Source organism: [Eubacterium] eligens ATCC 27750, from assembly GCF_000146185.1.
Classification (GTDB): Bacteria; Bacillota; Clostridia; order Lachnospirales; family Lachnospiraceae; genus Lachnospira; species Lachnospira eligens.
In genome coordinates this window covers 2,096,180-2,112,926 of the sequence record NC_012778.1, presented here as the reverse complement: position 1 = coordinate 2,112,926, position 16,747 = coordinate 2,096,180, and the positions used below count along the sequence as shown (strand labels likewise).

Sequence of the window (16,747 nt, the reverse complement as noted above, 5' to 3'; positions counted from 1 at the left end):
AGGTTAAGATATGAGAATAGGAACTAATGTGGCAGCGATTGTTGCCAATAATGCATTACAGAAATCACAGAATAATCTGTCAACATCAATACAGAGATTATCATCAGGATACAAGATAAACGGTTCTAAGGATGATGCCGCAGGCTGTGCAATATCTGAGAAAATGAGAGCTCAGATAAAAGGTCTTGATCAGGCTGGGAATAATGCTAAGGATGGAGTTTCTGTTATAAGTACAGCAGAAGGTGCAATCAATGAAATCCAGAGTATGCTTACAAGATTAAAGGAGCTTAGTGTACAGGCAGCTAATGATGTTAATTCAGATGATGAAAGAGAAGCTATCCAGAAAGAGATAAACCAGATTAATAAAGAGATAGACAGAATATCAGAACAGACAGAATTTAATACACAGTCTCTTATTAACGGTAATCTTTCAAGAAGAGTATATTCAGACCTGCAGGGAGTTAATCAGCTTTCAGTATCTGATAATTATACAGCAGGCATATATGGAATTACAGTTACAGAGGATGCCAGACAGGCTATCGCAGTAGGTACAGGTACTATCAGCATGTCAGCTACAACTCCTATTGCAGCTGATGAGGCAGGTGTAATAAAGATTAACGGTTACAGTATTAACATTACAGAGGGGGATACTCTGGATGTAGTAATGGGAAAAATAATTGATGGTGTTAATATTACAGGTGGCTCTGCATTTGCAACAGCAAGCCTTAATAATGATACAGCAGCTAATGGAACAGAATATGCAGGCTATGAGCCAACAGCCAGTTATGCGGGTTCGACACTTGTTATTATGACTAATCAGTACGGAAGTGACCAGAGAATGAATATAACATGTGATAATGCAAGTCTTGCAAATATGCTTGGAATACCACAGGCTGCTGCAAAGGATGGAATTCTCGTAGAAGGAAGTGATGTTAAGGCAGAGATTGCTACTGATAATAATGGAGACAGAGTAGGATTTGCCAATTCAGCAATTGTTTCTACAAAAGGAACTGTTATAACAGTAACAGATGTTAATAATAAGAATTTTTCTTTGGATGTTCCGGGGAATACAGTGGGAACTATTTTTGATGACAGCAACAATAATGGTTCGTCTGTTGCTGGTGCAGGAACAGCAAAAACGATCAATCAGGAAGTTACAGATGTTGGTACAATGAGCATACATGTAGGAGCTAATCAGGATCAGGTTATTGTTATTGATATACCGGCAATTACAACATATACATTAGGAACAGATAATCTTAATGTTATGACTCATTATACAGCATCACAGGCTATATCAACTGTAGACCAGGCTATTACCAGGACTAATGAAATACGTTCGAAGCTTGGTGCATATGAGAACAGATTTGATCATACAACTAATAACCTTGATGTTTCTAACGAGAATCTCACCAAGTCTTTATCAACTATGATAGATACTGATATGGCAGAGGAAATGACAACATATACATCAGAAACGGTTCTTACACAGGCTGCAACATCAATACTTGCACAGGCTAATGAAAGACCTTCACAGGTATTGCAGTTATTACAGTAAATGTAGTAATAATGCTGTAGTAGTCGTATTGGAAAGGAAATGTATGACTAAGGAATTGATAAAAACATTTCAATATAGGATTACGCAAGCCACTGCATCACAGCTTGTTGTAATTCTGTATGATTTAGCAGACCGGTATCTTGAAGATGCATGCGAATCGGATGAAGAAGTGCAGATAAGGGATAACATATATATGTCTGGTAAGGTTATTGACCAGCTGATAAGTGGATTGGATATGCAATATGAAGTGTCTGCTAATCTTTTTGTGATATATAATCATATAAAAAGAACTCTTATATCTGTATCAGTAAATCTTAACAAAGCAGAATTAAAACGCGTCAGGGGATTGCTGAAGAATTTAAGGGAATCTTTCTATGAAGTCAGTAAACAGGATACATCAGAACCACTGATGAAGAATACACAGACAGTATATTCAGGTCTTACATATTCTAGGGGCGGAATCAGTAATGAGACACAGACAGATAATATAGAAAACAGAGGATTCAGGGTATAGCTCCGAATCCTCTGTTTGTTATAATCTGCGTCTTCTTCTGTTGTAATGTCTTCTCTGACGTTTTCTTCTGGCACGTTCTTCAATTATATAAATAATGAATAATATAACAGCACCGATGCCAACAACTACCCAGATATTGATTTTAATGCATGTCTTAGGCTTATATGATGAAGAAACATCTGTACTGACATAAGGAAGCAGGCTTCCGGTGTCCGTGCCGGCAGCAGATATATTAAGTGTAGTTGTGCCTACAGTATTATCATTGTACAGGAACTTAAGATGTGTTGTCATAACACCATTTTCATTGGTCATGTCATAATTATCATCAACCGTCATAGTTACATTTGATAATGAACTTTTATTAGGTATTGTGATAAATGAAGCATTCAGTCCGAAGTTTAGTGAAAGTGTCGAGAAAACAGCTGAATTATAATAATTATCATTGGAAAACATAGCTCCGAGCTGACTTCCTGTAGTTGTTGATTTCTGAAAATTAGAGAAGCCCCAGTCAAAAAGCGTTTTTGTATCAGTATATCTTAAATCATCTGTTGCTTCCTTAAATACAACACATATGAGACGCATGCCATCTTTTTCTGCAAATGTTACAAGTGTGTTCTGGGATTCATCAGTATATCCTGTCTTTCCACCCTTACAGTATTCATAATAGTAAGAACGGCCTTTCAACATCTTATGTCTGTGTCTGATTGTACGCTGTGCAGACATGTTAGTTGCAGGAATTACATATGCGTCAGCAGTAGAATCAATGCTTACGAAAGAAGCATTATTATAACAGCCTCTTGCAATCATTGCCATATCATATGCTGTTGTGTAGTGGTTGGTATTATATAATCCGCTTGCATTGGCAAAATGTGTATTCAAAGCACCAAGTTCTTTTGCCTTGGCATTCATCATATCAACAAATGCGTCTATGGAGCCGGCTACATGCTCACCGAGAGCATAGGCCATTTCATTGGCAGAGTATAATAATAGTCCATGGAGAAGCTGGTTTACAGTAAACTGTTCTCCAACCTTACAACCTAAATTAGCATCCTCATATATATTGATGGAAGTGGCTGCGGCCTGTGAAAATGTTACTACATCATCCATATTGCAGTTCTCAATGGTAAGAAGACCGGTAAGAATTTTGGTTGTGCTGGCAGGATAACATTTTTCATGTGAGTTTCTTTCGAATAGAATAGAGCCTGTGTCAGCATCAACAAGAATACAACTGCTGGAATTAACTTCCGGGGCATCAGGCCATGAAACTTCAGTATTAGCAGTGCCTGTTTCAGAATAGTTTATGTTATATGCGGCAGCGTGTGCATCTGTGGTAAATACAGAACATGCTAATACCGTGGCAGATACTGCGCTGGTTATCTTTATAAGTAATCCTTTAAGAAAATGTTTTTTCATTATATGGATAATTCCTCCGATTAATATAATATACCATTATATTTTAGCTTAGGATTGTCCATAAGTAAACCCTGCTTGGCAAAAAGTGATATTTATGGTAAATAATATATAGAAAACTCAGATTTCGGCTATGTCTGTGTGCGGCATATGCTTTCAGGGAGATTGAGTAAATAAAAGATAGGAGTAACGTATGAGACTTAGAAATGTACCCGGAGCAAGGGAAGTAATGATAGAGAATGAATATGTGTTTACAGAGCCAGAGGGGATGAAAGGCACATGGTCACAGGTTTTCGGTAACGATAATCCAATCCGTATTGAGATTGGTATGGGTAAAGGCACATTTATAACAACACTGGCAGCGAATAATCCTGATATTAATTATGTGGGTATTGAAAAGTATTCAAGCGTGCTTTTAAGAGCTGTAGAGAAACAGGACGAACTTCAGCTTCCTAATTTAAGATTCATCAGAATGGATGCAGAGGCTATATGTGAGGTGTTTGGAGAGGGAGAGGTAGACAGGATATACCTTAATTTTTCAGATCCATGGCCAAAAGACAGACATGCGAAGAGAAGACTTACCTCAAGACAGTTCATGGCGAGATATGATGTTATATTAAAGCCGGACGGACAGGTGGAATTCAAAACAGATAATAAAGATTTATTTGATTTTTCATTAGAAGAGATTAAAGAGGCAGGCTGGGAGCTTCCTGTTGTAACATTTGACTTACATAATGACTCTGTACTTAACGAGGGTAATGTAATGACAGAGTATGAGACAAGATTTTCACAGATGGGCAATCCTATATGTAAACTTGTTGCGGTAAGAAATCATTAATAATAAATGCATATACTATATAAAGGCTTTGGGAGAAATGTTGTGAAGAATAAAGCATTTGCAAGGAAAGTATCAGAAGTGATGTATGTGCATAAAGGTGCGAATTACAGAGTGGTAAGGTTTAAGAATTCCCTCGACGATGTCGTGAGAATCCTTAATACCAAGAAATAATCTAGAGGTCATCGGGCGAGTCATAAGGCTGCACGGTGACTTTTCTTTTGTCCAGAAAATGCTGCACTGTGATGTTTAACAGGTAGCTTAATACGGCAAATACAGGAACTCCGAGGAACATTCCGATTACGCCAAACAACGCACCACCTACGGTTATTGAGAACACAACCCATACAGGCTTAAGACCTGTAGTGCTGCCGATGATACGAGGACCGATAAGCAGACCGTCAACCTGCTGGATGCAGACAATCATGATTACAAATATGATAAGTTTGATAGGGCTTGCGATAACAATAATCACACCGCCAATCACGCCACCGATATATGGTCCGAAATACGGAATCATGTTAGTTATTCCGACAATCACACTTATAAGCACTGCATAAGGCAGCTTGAGAATCAGCATGATAATAAAGCAGATAATCATGACAATAATTGAGTCAAATGATTTGCCGATAATATAATTAATAAAAATGCTTGCACAATTCTTACAGATGATGCGTGTATTGTCTGCTGTTTTCTTAGGAAGCACGGCATATAAAAATCTCTTAAAATGATAAAAGATATTCTTATTATCAGAAATCATGTAGATGGACACGATAATTGCAATAACAAGGTTTAACACACCCGAAAGAATGGCCATGGATGTATTAAGAATGTAAGGAACCATATTGGTAAGTGCATCAGTCATGTAGTCAACAAGTTTAGGAAGAGCATCTTCAATCTTCTGATTAATGAAATTGTAATCAATAGAAGAATTGGCGTGCTTATCTTCAAACTCAGTAAACCAGTTGCGGATATTCTCGTACCATACAGGAGCCTGATTGGCAATCTCTGTAATACTTTTGTATATCTGAGGCACAACAAAGCCTATTAATATTGCAAATGCGCCAACTGCTATCAGGTAAGCAACAAGAATTGAAAGCATTTTGGCGGCTTTCCTGGACTTGATATGGCATACCCCCATGAAGAACCTGTTATAAAGGGTCTTGATAAACGGATAAAGAACAAGCGCAATCATGGCACCAATAAGAAATGGTGACAGTATATGGAATATATTGCCCAATGACTTGACGGTTGCAGGCCAGTTACCAATGAACTTATATATAAGAATTGCACCTAGCACAAAAAGCAGACCATATATAACAATTGTAAAGTATTTGCTGTTAGGCTGGAATACATTCTTGCCAACAGCTTTGTCAGGTTTTGGCGGCTGTTCATGTTCAGAATCAAGATTAATAGCCTCAATTGGAATATTGTCAACGTGTTTTGGCTGTTGTTCGAATTTTTTTAACTTCATATCAACTCTCTTTTCTTAATAAATGTATATTAAATATAAATATTTTCTCTTGAAATTGGGAATATAATAGAATTATAAGGGGTATAAAGGCACATATCAATATAAAAAACATGGTAAAATGATGAAAAAACAAGAAAATTATAAAAAAAGATAAATTGTTCTTAAATAAATACAAAAAAGTGCTTGCATTTTATTAAACCATGCTATAGAATATCACTTGTGCTTGAGACAACACAAAAGCACAGAACAAAATAAGTTACGCACCGCTAGCTCAGTTGGTAGAGCACCTGACTCTTAATCAGGGTGTCCAGGGTTCGAACCCCTGGCGGTGCACTGGAAGGTCTTATGATTTAGGGAATCCTAGGTTGTAAGGCTTTTATTTTTATGTTAAGACAAATGTTTGACATAAATATATGAATAGAGTATTATGATAATACAAAGGAACTTACCGATAGACGGATAGCCTTTGTAGATTAGAGAGTTAAAAAATAACTGCCCAAACTGTCCAGGCTGGGGCAGTTATTTTTTTGTCTTTTTATCAGAAAGAATAACAACAAGTCACACCTATCACCTCCTTTCTAAATGTTAATATCTTGACAAGATGATATCAAAATGATATCATACAAATATCAACAAAGACACCTTTAAAAGAATAATCGATAACAAGATGAATAATCAGAGTGTCTAGGAGGTATTTTTATATGGAAGAAAAGGTTTTGAAGAAAAGCAAGAATGGTCTTGCAATGGTTACACTGTTTATATTATTTTACGCAGCAGCTATAGCAGCAATTATTGTCGGTTCGGTTATGGTTGAACAGGCAGAGACTAAAGCAGGATGGATAGTACTTATCGTTGCAGGCGGTGTATACGCAGCAATAGGCTGGATATTCTTTATCGGTCTTAAGGTATTAAAGCCACAGGAAGCACTTGTGCTTACACTTTTTGGCAAGTATGTTGGAACTATTAAAGAAGCGGGATTTTACTTTGTGAATCCTTTTTGTGTGGCTGTTAACCCGGCAGCGTCAACTAAGCTTAATCAGAGCGGTGATGTGACAGGAGATGGAAATAAGCTTGATCTGGCTAGCATGGCAGGTGTTGCAGGAATGGCAATTGCAGCAGGAAATAATTCACAGTCAGCTAATAAGAAGATTTCACTTAAGATAATGACACTGAGCAACAGTAGACAGAAGATTAATGATTGCCTTGGTAATCCTGTTGAGATTGGTATTGCGGTTATGTGGAAAGTGACAGATACAGCTAAGGCAGTGTTTAATGTAGATAATTATAAGGAATATCTTTCATTACAGTGTGACAGCGCACTCCGTAATATTGTCCGCATGTATCCATATGATGTTGCAGAAAATGTAGATACAACGGGAGATGGAATTGCAGATGAGGGAAGCCTTCGTGGTTCAAGTGAAGTTGTAGCAGAAAGAATAAGAAAAGAAATCCAGGGCAAAGTAGCAGATGCCGGACTTGAGATAATAGAAGCACGAATTACATATCTTGCGTATGCACCTGAGATAGCAGCAGTAATGCTTCAGAGACAGCAGGCATCAGCAATAGTAGATGCAAGAAAGATGATAGTTGATGGTGCTGTAGGAATGGTAGAGATGGCGCTTGAGAGATTATCAGAAAAACAGGTTATAGAGCTTGATGAAGAGAGAAAAGCAGCTATGGTATCCAACCTTTTAGTCGTCCTTTGTGGAAACAAAGATGCCCAGCCAGTAGTTAATTCAGGAAGTCTTTACTAATGGCAGATTCAGGTAAGAAACAGGTTCCTCTCCGGTTATCAGCTAAACTCTATGATGCCATTGCAGCGTGGGCAGAGGACGATTTCAGGTCTGTTAATGGACAGATAGAGTACCTGCTGACCGAGTGTGTACGACAGAGAAAGAAGAACGGTGCGCCAGTTCCACACGAGCTGGATGTTCCACCAGAGTTAGATATCAGGTAGAATTAACAAAAAATAAATATATAACTATTATATATTAAAACCTCCCCATACCGACATTATAAATGCTGGTATGGAGAGGTTTTTAAAATATACAATATTGAATAAATCGGACATCATATATGCATATCCGTTATCAGAAATTCTAACCGCGAGAATTAAACTTACTTGTCATAAGTGAATATAAATCATCTGATGAGTTAGAGGCGGCACCTGATGATGTATATGAGTTAGTAACATAATTAATGTTAGCCTTTGCAAGTGATGATACATTAGAGCCAATAATTCCAAGCCTCTTTGCAAATTCTGATGATGTTCCAAATGCTTTCTTTAAAGTATCTGTATCAGCTGCTTTAAGTTTATTTTCATCAATTGAAAGAGAACCATCGTCTTTAAGCGCAATTCCTACTGCAGATAATGTTTCAGAGTTCTCTTTAACTGCTTCCTTTAAAAGGTTAGAACACATAGTATTGATAGAACTTGATGTTTTACCAAGGGTGTTGTAGAGCTTATTATAAGAATCAACTACAGATTTGATATCCGCATATATTGCAGAATAATCACCGGTCCTTTCTGCATCAGCAAAAAGAGTAGATTTCTCATCTGTGAATTTAGCTGCATTCTCTGTAACAGAATCAGCATCATCTTTAATATTCTTGTAAGCGTCTTTCTGTAATTTCTTAGTAAGTGAAGATGTTGAAGTATCAGTTTTTTTGGAAAGCAGGCTTGTAAGGCTGTCATTGTCATCATTCTGAATGTAATCAAGCAAAGTCTTTGATGAAGGCTCAATGCCTGCTTTAAGCTGGTTAGCTGCCAGCATCTGTGATGTAATCCGCATAAGTTTCCTCCTTATATATCAAGTGTGATTGAATACACATTTATCAGCTAAATATTATATCGGATAAAACCAGGTGAAACTTAACATACTACCTTCGAAAGGAGGTGGCATAATGTTTCCAGCATTTGACTATAATCATGAAAAAGATGAGTACAGAAACGGATACGATAATGGGCAGGGCGATAAAGGTTATGATGACGGTGAGAATGAATTTGCCAGCAATCTTGACGAGAGTGATGTAATGCGTCCAGTCAATTCGCTAGATGATTATACAAGTTTCCTTTTGTGGGGAACTGATTTTGATGACAAGAATAATATCTAAAAATAGTATTAATAATTTATTAATCTTTGAAAGGCTGATTGACTGAATATTTTCAATGTTATATGATAAGCGAAAATGGAGGTATGAGTTTAGTATGTATGGGTATATAGTTGTTGATCAGCCAGAACTTAAATTCAGAGAATTTGATAAATACCGCTCATACTATTGTGGTCTGTGCGATTCGCTGGCAGAAGCGCATGGATTGAAGGGGCAGATTTCCTTAAGCTATGATATGACATTTCTGGTTATACTTCTTACAGGGTTGTATGAACCGGAAACTATATACTCTGAGGAACGTTGCGTCACACATCCATTAAGAAAGCATCCTGTGAGGCGTAACGTTGTTTCAGATTATGTTGCGGACATGAATGTCCTTCTGACATATTACAAATGTATGGACGACTGGTACGATGAGAAAAAGGTCTTGAAAAGAACTTATGCCGGAGTATTGAAAAAAGATATTAAAAAGCTTGAGAAGAAATATCCGCATAAGGCAGAGATTATAAGGAAAAGCCTTTCTAAGTTGTCAGAATATGAAAAAGCACAGGAAACGAATATTGACAAGCCGGCAGAGCAGTTTGGTATACTGTTAGGTGAAGTTGCTGCCATGAAAAATGATGAGTGGAGTGATGAGTTAAGGGTGCTTGGCAATAATCTTGGCAGATTTATATATCTGTTAGATGCATATGATGATTTGGAAAAAGACGAGAAAAAGAACAATTATAATGTATTTAAGTATCATAATGATGTAGAGGATTTTGATACATTTGCAGAAAACATACTTAAAGCGTATATGGCAGGATGTGCAAGGGCTTTTGAGAGACTGCCGATTCTTGCTAATGCAGAACTGTTAAGAAATATCATATATTCAGGTGTATGGACAAAGTTCTACGCCGCCAGAAGGAAGAAAAATAATACTGCCGGTAAGCAGTTGGAGGAACATAATGACAGATCCATATAAAGTGTTGGGAGTATCAAGAGATGCTTCCGATGATGAAGTGAAAAAAGCATACAGAACACTGAGCCGAAAGTATCATCCTGATGCTAACATTAATAATCCTAATAAGGATCAGGCAGAAGAGATGTTTAAGCTTGTACAGCAGGCTTATAATCAGATAATGCGTGAGCGTGAGGGCGGATACAGTAGTCAGTCATACAGCCAGACGCGTTATGGTACAGGCCGTTCAGATCATTATGGTTATGATGGTGATTATCAGAACCAGTCACAGGGCGGATATGGAGATTTCGGAAGCTTCTGGGGATTTGGTCCATTTGGATTTGGTGGATATACAGGAAGCTATGGTGGCAATGGATATGGCAGTGATAATCTCAATGGCAATGATCCTACAACAGTGCATCTGAGGGCAGCAGCTAATTATATTAATAACTCTAGTTATGATGAAGCTATTAATGTGCTTAACAACATAACTGACCGTGATGGAAGATGGTACTACTACAGTGCGTTGGCACATCTTGGAAAAGGGGAAGAAGCTACAGCTTTGGAAGATGCCAAGCGTGCTTTGGATTCTGATCCTGACAATATGCAGTATCAGTTGCTGTATCAGCGTATTGCAAGCGGTGGAAGCTGGTATGCAGGAAGAAGGACACAGTATCAGGGACCGTCATCTACAACATATTGTACAGGCTGTGCTCCGTGGGTTGCACTCTGCCTGTGTTCAAATATATGTATGCCTATGTGCTGTGGCTATGGTTCAGGCGGCTATTATCCGGGTGGAAGCATATAATAATCAATTAATAAGGGATGTTACCAGACTATTGTGTTAAGGTAACATCCCATTTTTAATGTTATTTTTCTTTTTTAATCCATGCATCAAGGTTGTTAAATAATATATCAAACTGCACAGGACCCATGTCGAGTATATACTGATGGAAATTTTTAAGATTGAATTTATCAGAAAGTTCACTTTGTGCCTTAGTCTTTAACTGCTCAAATCCTAACATTCCAAGAACATATTTGCAATAATTGCCCGGGTCAGAGACAAATGCGTAATACATTTCGTGAGCGACTGATTTATCATCAAAACCATACTGGCTGATGAATCGGTAAACATCATCTTCACTCCATCCATAGTAATTAACGCCAATATCCCCTTTTGCATAAAGGCACAGGACGGTGGCATAATTAGCAGCATACATTTTGTTAAGTGCATCGTTGCCGGTCTGTGCATAATTATAAGAAAGAACTTCAACATATGATGCCCAGCCTTCAACATATCCGCCTGGTGCAAGAATGTATCTTATCCAGTCAGGATTGGTTGCGGCAAAATACTGTGTCTGGTACATGTGTCCCGGATACCCTTCATGTGCAAGTGTAGGATATAATTCACTCGCAGAAGTGCCAGAAGAATTGATGTATATTGAATTGATATCAAGGTTATCAAGCTGCGGAATAAAGTACATAGCCGGACTGGTGTAGTCCTCAAGCGCCTTTGACACATATTTGATATTATAATTCACATCTGGAATCTCAGGAAAATCATCGGTTATTCTTTTCTTAAGGTCGGTAAGAATACCAACCGGGTCTGTCATATTGAATGAAAATGTGTCAAATTTATCAAGAATAGAGGAGTCTTTAAGCGCAAGCGACTGCATTTTAAGCATATATTTCTTGATATAAGAATCAACCAGCTTATCGTATTCGTCAACAGATTTGCTCCAGCCAAGTGTTGAAGAGAGTATATATTCAAAATACCGAGAACCCTCAGGATAATTGCATAAACCGCCTGAATATCTGTTAGAGCCTTTTAATGAAGTAAGTGCATTTACAAGGGACTGGTATCCTGGGATTACATGTTCATTGACTGCGGACACATTTTTAGCTTTATAATCTGCAATATCCTGTGAAGAAAGTCCGTCAACAGAAGCAAGCTTTTCGTCAAAGGTTGATATCATTGCACCATCTTCTAAACCGGCAGTCTCAATAAATGAGTTACAGCTTTCAATTACCTCATCGGCAAGGGTATCTTCCATAAAATATCCGTTATCAGCACGAAGCTTCTCAAATGCAGCCATATTTTCAAAGTATCCATCAACATCACATAGAAGCTCAATATATTCGTCAATATCCTTCTTTTCTTCAAATGTGTATTCAGCAAAAAGCAGCGGCAGCTGGACATGAATACCTGTAGTTGTCTGAAGCTGTGTGTTAAACATGTACAAATCACTGTACTCCAGCGCATTTTCCATGTACATAAGAAGCTCGTCAAGCGTTATCTGTTGTTTTGCTGAAAGTGTGCTTCTGTCAAATGATTTAAGCGTTGATATTATGTCGGTGTAATCTGAGGAGTCATCGGGATTGTCAAGGTCGTAGCGGCCAAGAGTAATCTCATAATCGTTAATTCCGAAATCCTTGGGGTGTTCGACATAGGCATGCAAAGATACCATGTCGGCACTTAACAGGTCAGCAAACAGGTTGTTTACATAATCCGTGAAATCAGCGTTATCCTCTGTGGCAGATATAGTAGTTTCTGATATCTGCTTCTGATTCCAGGGCAGGCTGCAGCCAGACAGGGTAATTACCATTATAAAAACTATCAGCAGGCTCACAGCCTTGTTAAGAAATTGATGTAAAAAGCAAAGTTGTTTATTACGCATACTAATCCTCATTTCTGTCTTAATTAATATTATAAGAAATATTGATTTATTATTCACATATTGTATCATACTTAATACAGACTTGACACTTATTGTAAATTTTTCTATGATAAAGTTTACGGATAAATGATTCACACTACATTTGCGTTATAGCGATGAATTAAAATAATAGATTATGGAGGAAATGATATGCCACAGAGTAAAGGTCCATTTTATATGACAACAGCTATTGCCTATACATCAGGCAAGCCACATATCGGTAATACTTATGAAATCGTTCTTGCAGACAGTATTGCAAGATTCAGAAGACAGGAAGGCTATGATGTATTTTTCCAGACAGGAACTGACGAGCATGGTCAGAAGATTGAGCTTAAGGCTGAAGAAGCTGGAATTACACCTAAGGAATTCGTTGATAATGTTTCAACAGAGATTAAGAGAATATGGGATCTTATGAATACTTCATATGATAAGTTCATCAGAACAACAGATGATTACCATGAGAAGCAGGTTCAGAAGATTTTTAAGAAACTTTATGATCAGGGAGACATTTATAAGGGTTCATATGAAGGCATGTACTGTACTCCATGTGAGTCTTTCTGGACAGAGAGCCAGCTTGTTGATGGAAAGTGTCCTGATTGTGGACGTGAAGTTAAGCCAGCTAAGGAAGAAGCTTATTTCTTCAAGATGAGCAAATATGCCAACAAGCTTATTGAGCATATCAATACACATCCGGAATTCATCCAGCCTGTTTCAAGAAAGAATGAGATGATGAACAACTTCCTTCTTCCTGGACTTCAGGATTTATGTGTATCAAGAACATCTTTCAAATGGGGTATTCCAGTTGACTTTGATGACAAGCATGTAGTTTATGTATGGCTTGATGCCCTTACTAACTATATCACAGGTATCGGATATGATGCTGATGGCAATTCTTCAGAGCAGTACAAGAAGTTCTGGCCAGCAGACCTTCACCTTATCGGTAAGGATATCATCAGATTCCATACAATTTACTGGCCAATATTCCTTATGGCACTTGGTGAGCCACTTCCTAAGCAGGTGTTTGGACATCCTTGGTTATTACAGAATGATGGTAAGATGAGTAAGTCTAAGGGAAATGTTATCTATGCAGATGATCTTGTAGACCTTTTCGGCGTTGATGCTGTACGTTACTTTGTTCTTCACGAGATGCCATTTGAGAATGATGGTGTTATTTCATGGGAGCTTATGGTTGAGCGTATGAACTCAGACCTTGCCAACACACTTGGTAACCTTGTAAACAGAACAATTGCAATGTCTAACAAGTACTTTGGTGGAGTTGTTAATAAGACTGGCGTAGAGGATGCTGCAATTGACGGTGACCTTAAGGCTGTTGTAACAGCAACAAGAGATAAGGTTCAGGCAAAGATGGCTACACTTCATGTAGCAGATGCTATCACAGAAGTATTCACACTCTTTAAGAGATGTAACAAATATATTGACGAGACAATGCCTTGGGCTCTTGCAAAGGATGAGGCACAGCAGGACAGATTAGCAGAAGTGCTCTATAACCTTGTTGAGAGTATTACAATCGGTGCTAATCTTCTTAAGTCTTTCATGCCAGAGACTACAGATAAGATTCTTGCACAGCTTTACCCAGCTAATCCAGAGGCAGGAGTAAGAGATTTTGATGACCTTGCTACATTTGGCTTAAGAGAAACAGGACTTAAGGTTACTGAGACACCAGAGATTCTTTTCGCAAGACTTGACTTTGAGAAGGACCTTAAGGAAAAGGTTGATGCTATTCAGGAAGCTCAGAAGAAGGCTAATGGTGTTACAGAATATCCACAGGTTGAAGTTAAGCCTGAGATTACATTTGATGATTTTGAAAAGGTTCAGTTCAGAGTTGCCAAGGTTCTTACATGTGAAGCTGTTAAGAAGACAAAGCTTCTTAAGTTCGAGCTTCAGATTGGTGATGAGAAGAGAACTATCGTATCAGGTATCCAGAAGTACTATAAGCCAGAGGAGCTTATTGGTAAGAAGTTAGTTGTATGTACTAATTTAAAACCAAGAAAGATCTGTGGTATTGAGTCACAGGGAATGATTATCTCAGCATGGGATGATAAGGATAACTTATCAGTTCTTACACTTGAGAAAGATATTATTGAAGGTGCAGAGATTGGCTGATAGATATGAAGATATTTGAAACTCATGCTCATTATGATGATGAAAGATTTGATGAGGACAGAGATGAACTTATAAGCAGCATGCTTAGTGATACAGGGGAGCTTGATTACATTGTTAATGTAGGTGCAAGCCGTCAGGGCTGTGAGGCTTCCCTTGCACTTGCTGCACAATATGAAAAGGTATATGCAGCGATTGGTTTCCACCCGGAGGATATTGTCAGATTGAAAGAATCGGACATTGAATGGCTGGAAAACATGCTTGGTGAATCTAAGGCAAGAAAGATTGTTGCGCTTGGAGAAATCGGACTTGATTACTACTATGTGTCAGATGATGCAGATATGGCGGCGGCTGAGAAGAAGCAGCAGCGTGAATGGTTTGCAGCACAGATGAATATAGCGTACCGTACACACATGCCGGTAATGATTCATTCAAGAGATGCATGTCAGGATACAATCGACATATTAAAGAGTAATCACGGACAGGATACAGGCGGAATAATCCACTGTTATTCATACAGTAAGGAAGCAGCAAGAGACTTTCTTAATATGGGCTTCTCTATAGGAATCGGCGGTGTTCTTACATTTAAGAATGCTAAGAAGCTTGTGGAAGCAGCCGCGTATATACCGATGGATAGAATTGTTCTTGAGACAGACAGTCCATATATGGCACCTGAGCCTAACCGAGGTAAAAGAAACGACAGCCGCAATATAAAATATGTTGCAGAAAAGCTGGCGCAGATTAAAGGGCTTGATACGCAGGAGGTTATTGATGTTACTAACCAGAATGCGAGAAGGCTGCTTTTTGGGGAGTAAGGTTTCGAGGACTTTGCCGGCAGGACAGCCCTTTTCTTGTGTAAACTGGGCTGAAACATATAAATTATAATAAAACTGCTATTTAGTAGGTCTTTTAACGTGGTTTTTATTGATAAAGCCATGAAAACACCTACTAAATAGCAGTTTTTTTGTTGTTGTATAGGTCTTTAGTCTGGAAGTAACCTGATTTACGTGAATTTTGCTGCAAAAAAACCTACTAAAGCAGTGAAAATGCGACTACTTATAGGTATCATGTTATTTAGCACAGCAGATTGCTTAATTGTGCAAACTGCTCAAGTGTAAGGGCTTCGCCGCGGATAGTAAGCGGAAGTCCCATAGTTTCTAATGCGTTGGTAAGAGCTTCTTTCGTGATGCCGATGCCGGAATTGCCGACACTGTTAAGCATAGTCTTTCGGCGCTGGTTAAATGATGCTCTTATTATCTTGAACATAAGATGTTCATTCTTAACATCAACAGGTGGGGTTTTGAAGCGCTCAAGACGGATAACCGCTGAATCAACATTAGGACGAGGCATGAAGCAGCTAGCAGGCACATTAAGCACAACCTTAGGCTTGGCGTAGAACTGTACAGCAAGTGAAAGTGCGCCATAATCTTTAGTTCCAGGACCACATTGCATGCGGTCAGCTACCTCTTTCTGAACCATGATAGTTATACTGTCTAATGGTACATGGCTCTCAAAAAGTCCCATAATAATAGGTGTTGTTATATAGTATGGAAGGTTGGCAACAACCTTGATTGGTCTGCCTTCATTCTTCTCATCAGCAAGCTTCTTAATATCAAGCTTTAAGATATCTTCATTGATTACTGTCACATTGTCATAATAAGAAAGAGTATCTTCTGTAAGAATAGGAATAAGCTTCTTATCAATCTCAACGGCAACAACTTCTCTGGCATTCTCACAAAGAATCTGGGTCATTGTTCCGATTCCCGGACCAACTTCAACAACAAAATCATCTTTGGTAACGCCTGCTTCACGGACGATTTTCTCAACAACATTTTCATCTATAAGAAAGTTCTGCCCGAACTTTTTCTTGAAATCAAAACCATATCTGTTAAGCACGGCAATCGTGTTAGTTGGGTTGCCAAGGTGCATAACATTATTATATTTATTATCGCTCATATTGCCTCCAATCTATAAGAATAATGTTATGAAACTTAATAAAAAATGTCAAGCTGCAATAAAAATGTAGTGCAAAAGTAACTTTTGTATGATACTATAGTACTACTTACA

The 16,747-nt window shown here is 38.2% G+C and carries 16 protein-coding genes and 1 tRNA gene; 12 read left to right on the top strand and 5 right to left on the bottom strand.

The window, feature by feature from the left end; genetic code table 11:
* The first annotated feature begins 10 nt into the window (after positions 1-10).
* On the top strand, positions 11-1,558 hold the full coding sequence (locus tag EUBELI_RS09825; protein WP_012740256.1) for a flagellin N-terminal helical domain-containing protein: 1,548 nt from the start codon (positions 11-13) through the stop codon (positions 1,556-1,558).
* 43 nt (positions 1,559-1,601) lie between these two features.
* A complete protein-coding gene (locus EUBELI_RS09820) occupies positions 1,602-2,072 on the top strand; it encodes a flagellar export chaperone FliS (protein ID WP_012740255.1) in 471 nt (156 codons plus the stop codon).
* Positions 2,073-2,090: 18 nt separating this feature from the next.
* On the opposite strand, the gene EUBELI_RS09815 is transcribed toward EUBELI_RS09820, so the two are convergent.
* Positions 2,091-3,485, bottom strand: coding sequence for a D-alanyl-D-alanine carboxypeptidase family protein (locus EUBELI_RS09815; RefSeq protein ID WP_012740254.1), 1,395 nt, complete (start codon positions 3,483-3,485; stop codon positions 2,091-2,093).
* 190 nt (positions 3,486-3,675) lie between these two features.
* On the opposite strand from EUBELI_RS09815, the gene trmB reads away from it, so the two are divergent.
* Positions 3,676-4,320, top strand: a complete 645-nt coding sequence (gene trmB, locus EUBELI_RS09810; RefSeq protein WP_012740253.1) for a tRNA (guanosine(46)-N7)-methyltransferase TrmB — start codon at positions 3,676-3,678, stop codon at positions 4,318-4,320.
* A 42-nt stretch (positions 4,321-4,362) separates the two neighbouring features.
* Positions 4,363-4,491: a hypothetical protein gene (locus EUBELI_RS14810; protein ID WP_265416935.1), complete on the top strand. Its 129-nt coding sequence runs from the start codon at positions 4,363-4,365 to the stop codon at positions 4,489-4,491.
* Between the two features lies 1 nt (position 4,492).
* Here EUBELI_RS14810 and EUBELI_RS09805 read toward each other — a convergent pair whose 3' ends face one another.
* A complete protein-coding gene (locus EUBELI_RS09805; protein WP_012740251.1) occupies positions 4,493-5,791 on the bottom strand; it encodes an AI-2E family transporter in 1,299 nt (432 codons plus the stop codon).
* A gap of 260 nt (positions 5,792-6,051) precedes the next feature.
* On the opposite strand from EUBELI_RS09805, the gene EUBELI_RS09800 reads away from it, so the two are divergent.
* The 3 genes from EUBELI_RS09800 to EUBELI_RS09790 all read left to right on the top strand — a co-directional run bounded on the left by EUBELI_RS09800 (position 6,052) and on the right by EUBELI_RS09790 (position 7,748).
* A tRNA-Lys gene (locus EUBELI_RS09800) sits at positions 6,052-6,124 on the top strand.
* Positions 6,125-6,492: 368 nt separating this feature from the next.
* Positions 6,493-7,545: an SPFH domain-containing protein gene (locus EUBELI_RS09795; protein WP_012740250.1), complete on the top strand. Its 1,053-nt coding sequence runs from the start codon at positions 6,493-6,495 to the stop codon at positions 7,543-7,545.
* Positions 7,545-7,748, top strand: a complete 204-nt coding sequence (locus EUBELI_RS09790; protein WP_012740249.1) for a PTS ascorbate transporter subunit IIC — start codon at positions 7,545-7,547, stop codon at positions 7,746-7,748. Before EUBELI_RS09795 ends, EUBELI_RS09790 begins: the two co-directional genes overlap by 1 nt.
* A gap of 142 nt (positions 7,749-7,890) precedes the next feature.
* Here EUBELI_RS09790 and fliD read toward each other — a convergent pair whose 3' ends face one another.
* Positions 7,891-8,583, bottom strand: coding sequence for a flagellar filament capping protein FliD (fliD, locus tag EUBELI_RS09785; RefSeq protein WP_041688328.1), 693 nt, complete (start codon positions 8,581-8,583; stop codon positions 7,891-7,893).
* A gap of 112 nt (positions 8,584-8,695) precedes the next feature.
* Here fliD and EUBELI_RS09780 point away from each other — a divergent pair, with 112 nt between their 5' ends.
* The 3 genes from EUBELI_RS09780 (at position 8,696) to EUBELI_RS09770 (ending at position 10,650) form a co-directional block, all read left to right on the top strand.
* Complete coding sequence (locus EUBELI_RS09780) at positions 8,696-8,905, top strand: hypothetical protein (RefSeq protein ID WP_041688326.1); 210 nt, start codon at positions 8,696-8,698, stop codon at positions 8,903-8,905.
* A 94-nt stretch (positions 8,906-8,999) separates the two neighbouring features.
* Positions 9,000-9,866, top strand: a complete 867-nt coding sequence (locus EUBELI_RS09775; protein ID WP_041688324.1) for a DUF5685 family protein — start codon at positions 9,000-9,002, stop codon at positions 9,864-9,866.
* Positions 9,850-10,650 carry a DnaJ domain-containing protein gene (locus EUBELI_RS09770; RefSeq protein WP_012740245.1) on the top strand — a complete coding sequence of 267 codons (801 nt, stop codon included), beginning with the start codon at positions 9,850-9,852 and terminating at the stop codon, positions 10,648-10,650. Before EUBELI_RS09775 ends, EUBELI_RS09770 begins: the two co-directional genes overlap by 17 nt.
* 61 nt (positions 10,651-10,711) lie before the next feature.
* On the opposite strand, the gene EUBELI_RS09765 is transcribed toward EUBELI_RS09770, so the two are convergent.
* Positions 10,712-12,520 carry a DUF885 domain-containing protein gene (locus tag EUBELI_RS09765; protein WP_049777967.1) on the bottom strand — a complete coding sequence of 603 codons (1,809 nt, stop codon included), beginning with the start codon at positions 12,518-12,520 and terminating at the stop codon, positions 10,712-10,714.
* A 189-nt stretch (positions 12,521-12,709) separates the two neighbouring features.
* Between EUBELI_RS09765 and metG the strand changes: the two genes are divergently transcribed.
* Both metG and EUBELI_RS09755 read left to right on the top strand, forming a co-directional pair.
* Complete coding sequence (gene metG, locus EUBELI_RS09760) at positions 12,710-14,683, top strand: methionine--tRNA ligase (RefSeq protein WP_012740243.1); 1,974 nt, start codon at positions 12,710-12,712, stop codon at positions 14,681-14,683.
* A 5-nt stretch (positions 14,684-14,688) separates the two neighbouring features.
* A complete protein-coding gene (locus EUBELI_RS09755) occupies positions 14,689-15,495 on the top strand; it encodes a TatD family hydrolase (protein WP_012740242.1) in 807 nt (268 codons plus the stop codon).
* 259 nt (positions 15,496-15,754) lie between these two features.
* Here the strand turns inward: EUBELI_RS09755 and rsmA are convergent, their stop codons facing one another.
* Positions 15,755-16,636, bottom strand: a complete 882-nt coding sequence (gene rsmA, locus EUBELI_RS09750) for a 16S rRNA (adenine(1518)-N(6)/adenine(1519)-N(6))-dimethyltransferase RsmA (protein ID WP_012740241.1) — start codon at positions 16,634-16,636, stop codon at positions 15,755-15,757.
* Positions 16,637-16,747: the final 111 nt, after the last annotated feature.

Bases quoted from the DNA above. Each gene is read 5' to 3' on its own strand.
- EUBELI_RS09805 (WP_012740251.1), bottom strand. From the start codon at position 5,791: ATGAAGTTAAAAAAATTCGAACAACAGCCAAAACACGTTGACAATATT.
- EUBELI_RS09825 (WP_012740256.1), top strand. From the start codon at position 11: ATGAGAATAGGAACTAATGTGGCAGCGATTGTTGCCAATAATGCATTA.
- EUBELI_RS09775 (WP_041688324.1), top strand. From the start codon at position 9,000: ATGTATGGGTATATAGTTGTTGATCAGCCAGAACTTAAATTCAGAGAA.
- trmB (WP_012740253.1), top strand. From the start codon at position 3,676: ATGAGACTTAGAAATGTACCCGGAGCAAGGGAAGTAATGATAGAGAAT.
- EUBELI_RS09770 (WP_012740245.1), top strand. From the start codon at position 9,850: ATGACAGATCCATATAAAGTGTTGGGAGTATCAAGAGATGCTTCCGAT.
- metG (WP_012740243.1), top strand. From the start codon at position 12,710: ATGCCACAGAGTAAAGGTCCATTTTATATGACAACAGCTATTGCCTAT.
- EUBELI_RS09755 (WP_012740242.1), top strand. From the start codon at position 14,689: ATGAAGATATTTGAAACTCATGCTCATTATGATGATGAAAGATTTGAT.
- EUBELI_RS09790 (WP_012740249.1), top strand. From the start codon at position 7,545: ATGGCAGATTCAGGTAAGAAACAGGTTCCTCTCCGGTTATCAGCTAAA.
- EUBELI_RS09820 (WP_012740255.1), top strand. From the start codon at position 1,602: ATGACTAAGGAATTGATAAAAACATTTCAATATAGGATTACGCAAGCC.
- fliD (WP_041688328.1), bottom strand. From the start codon at position 8,583: ATGCGGATTACATCACAGATGCTGGCAGCTAACCAGCTTAAAGCAGGC.
- rsmA (WP_012740241.1), bottom strand. From the start codon at position 16,636: ATGAGCGATAATAAATATAATAATGTTATGCACCTTGGCAACCCAACT.
- EUBELI_RS09765 (WP_049777967.1), bottom strand. From the start codon at position 12,520: ATGCGTAATAAACAACTTTGCTTTTTACATCAATTTCTTAACAAGGCT.
- EUBELI_RS09815 (WP_012740254.1), bottom strand. From the start codon at position 3,485: ATGAAAAAACATTTTCTTAAAGGATTACTTATAAAGATAACCAGCGCA.
- EUBELI_RS09780 (WP_041688326.1), top strand. From the start codon at position 8,696: ATGTTTCCAGCATTTGACTATAATCATGAAAAAGATGAGTACAGAAAC.
- EUBELI_RS09795 (WP_012740250.1), top strand. From the start codon at position 6,493: ATGGAAGAAAAGGTTTTGAAGAAAAGCAAGAATGGTCTTGCAATGGTT.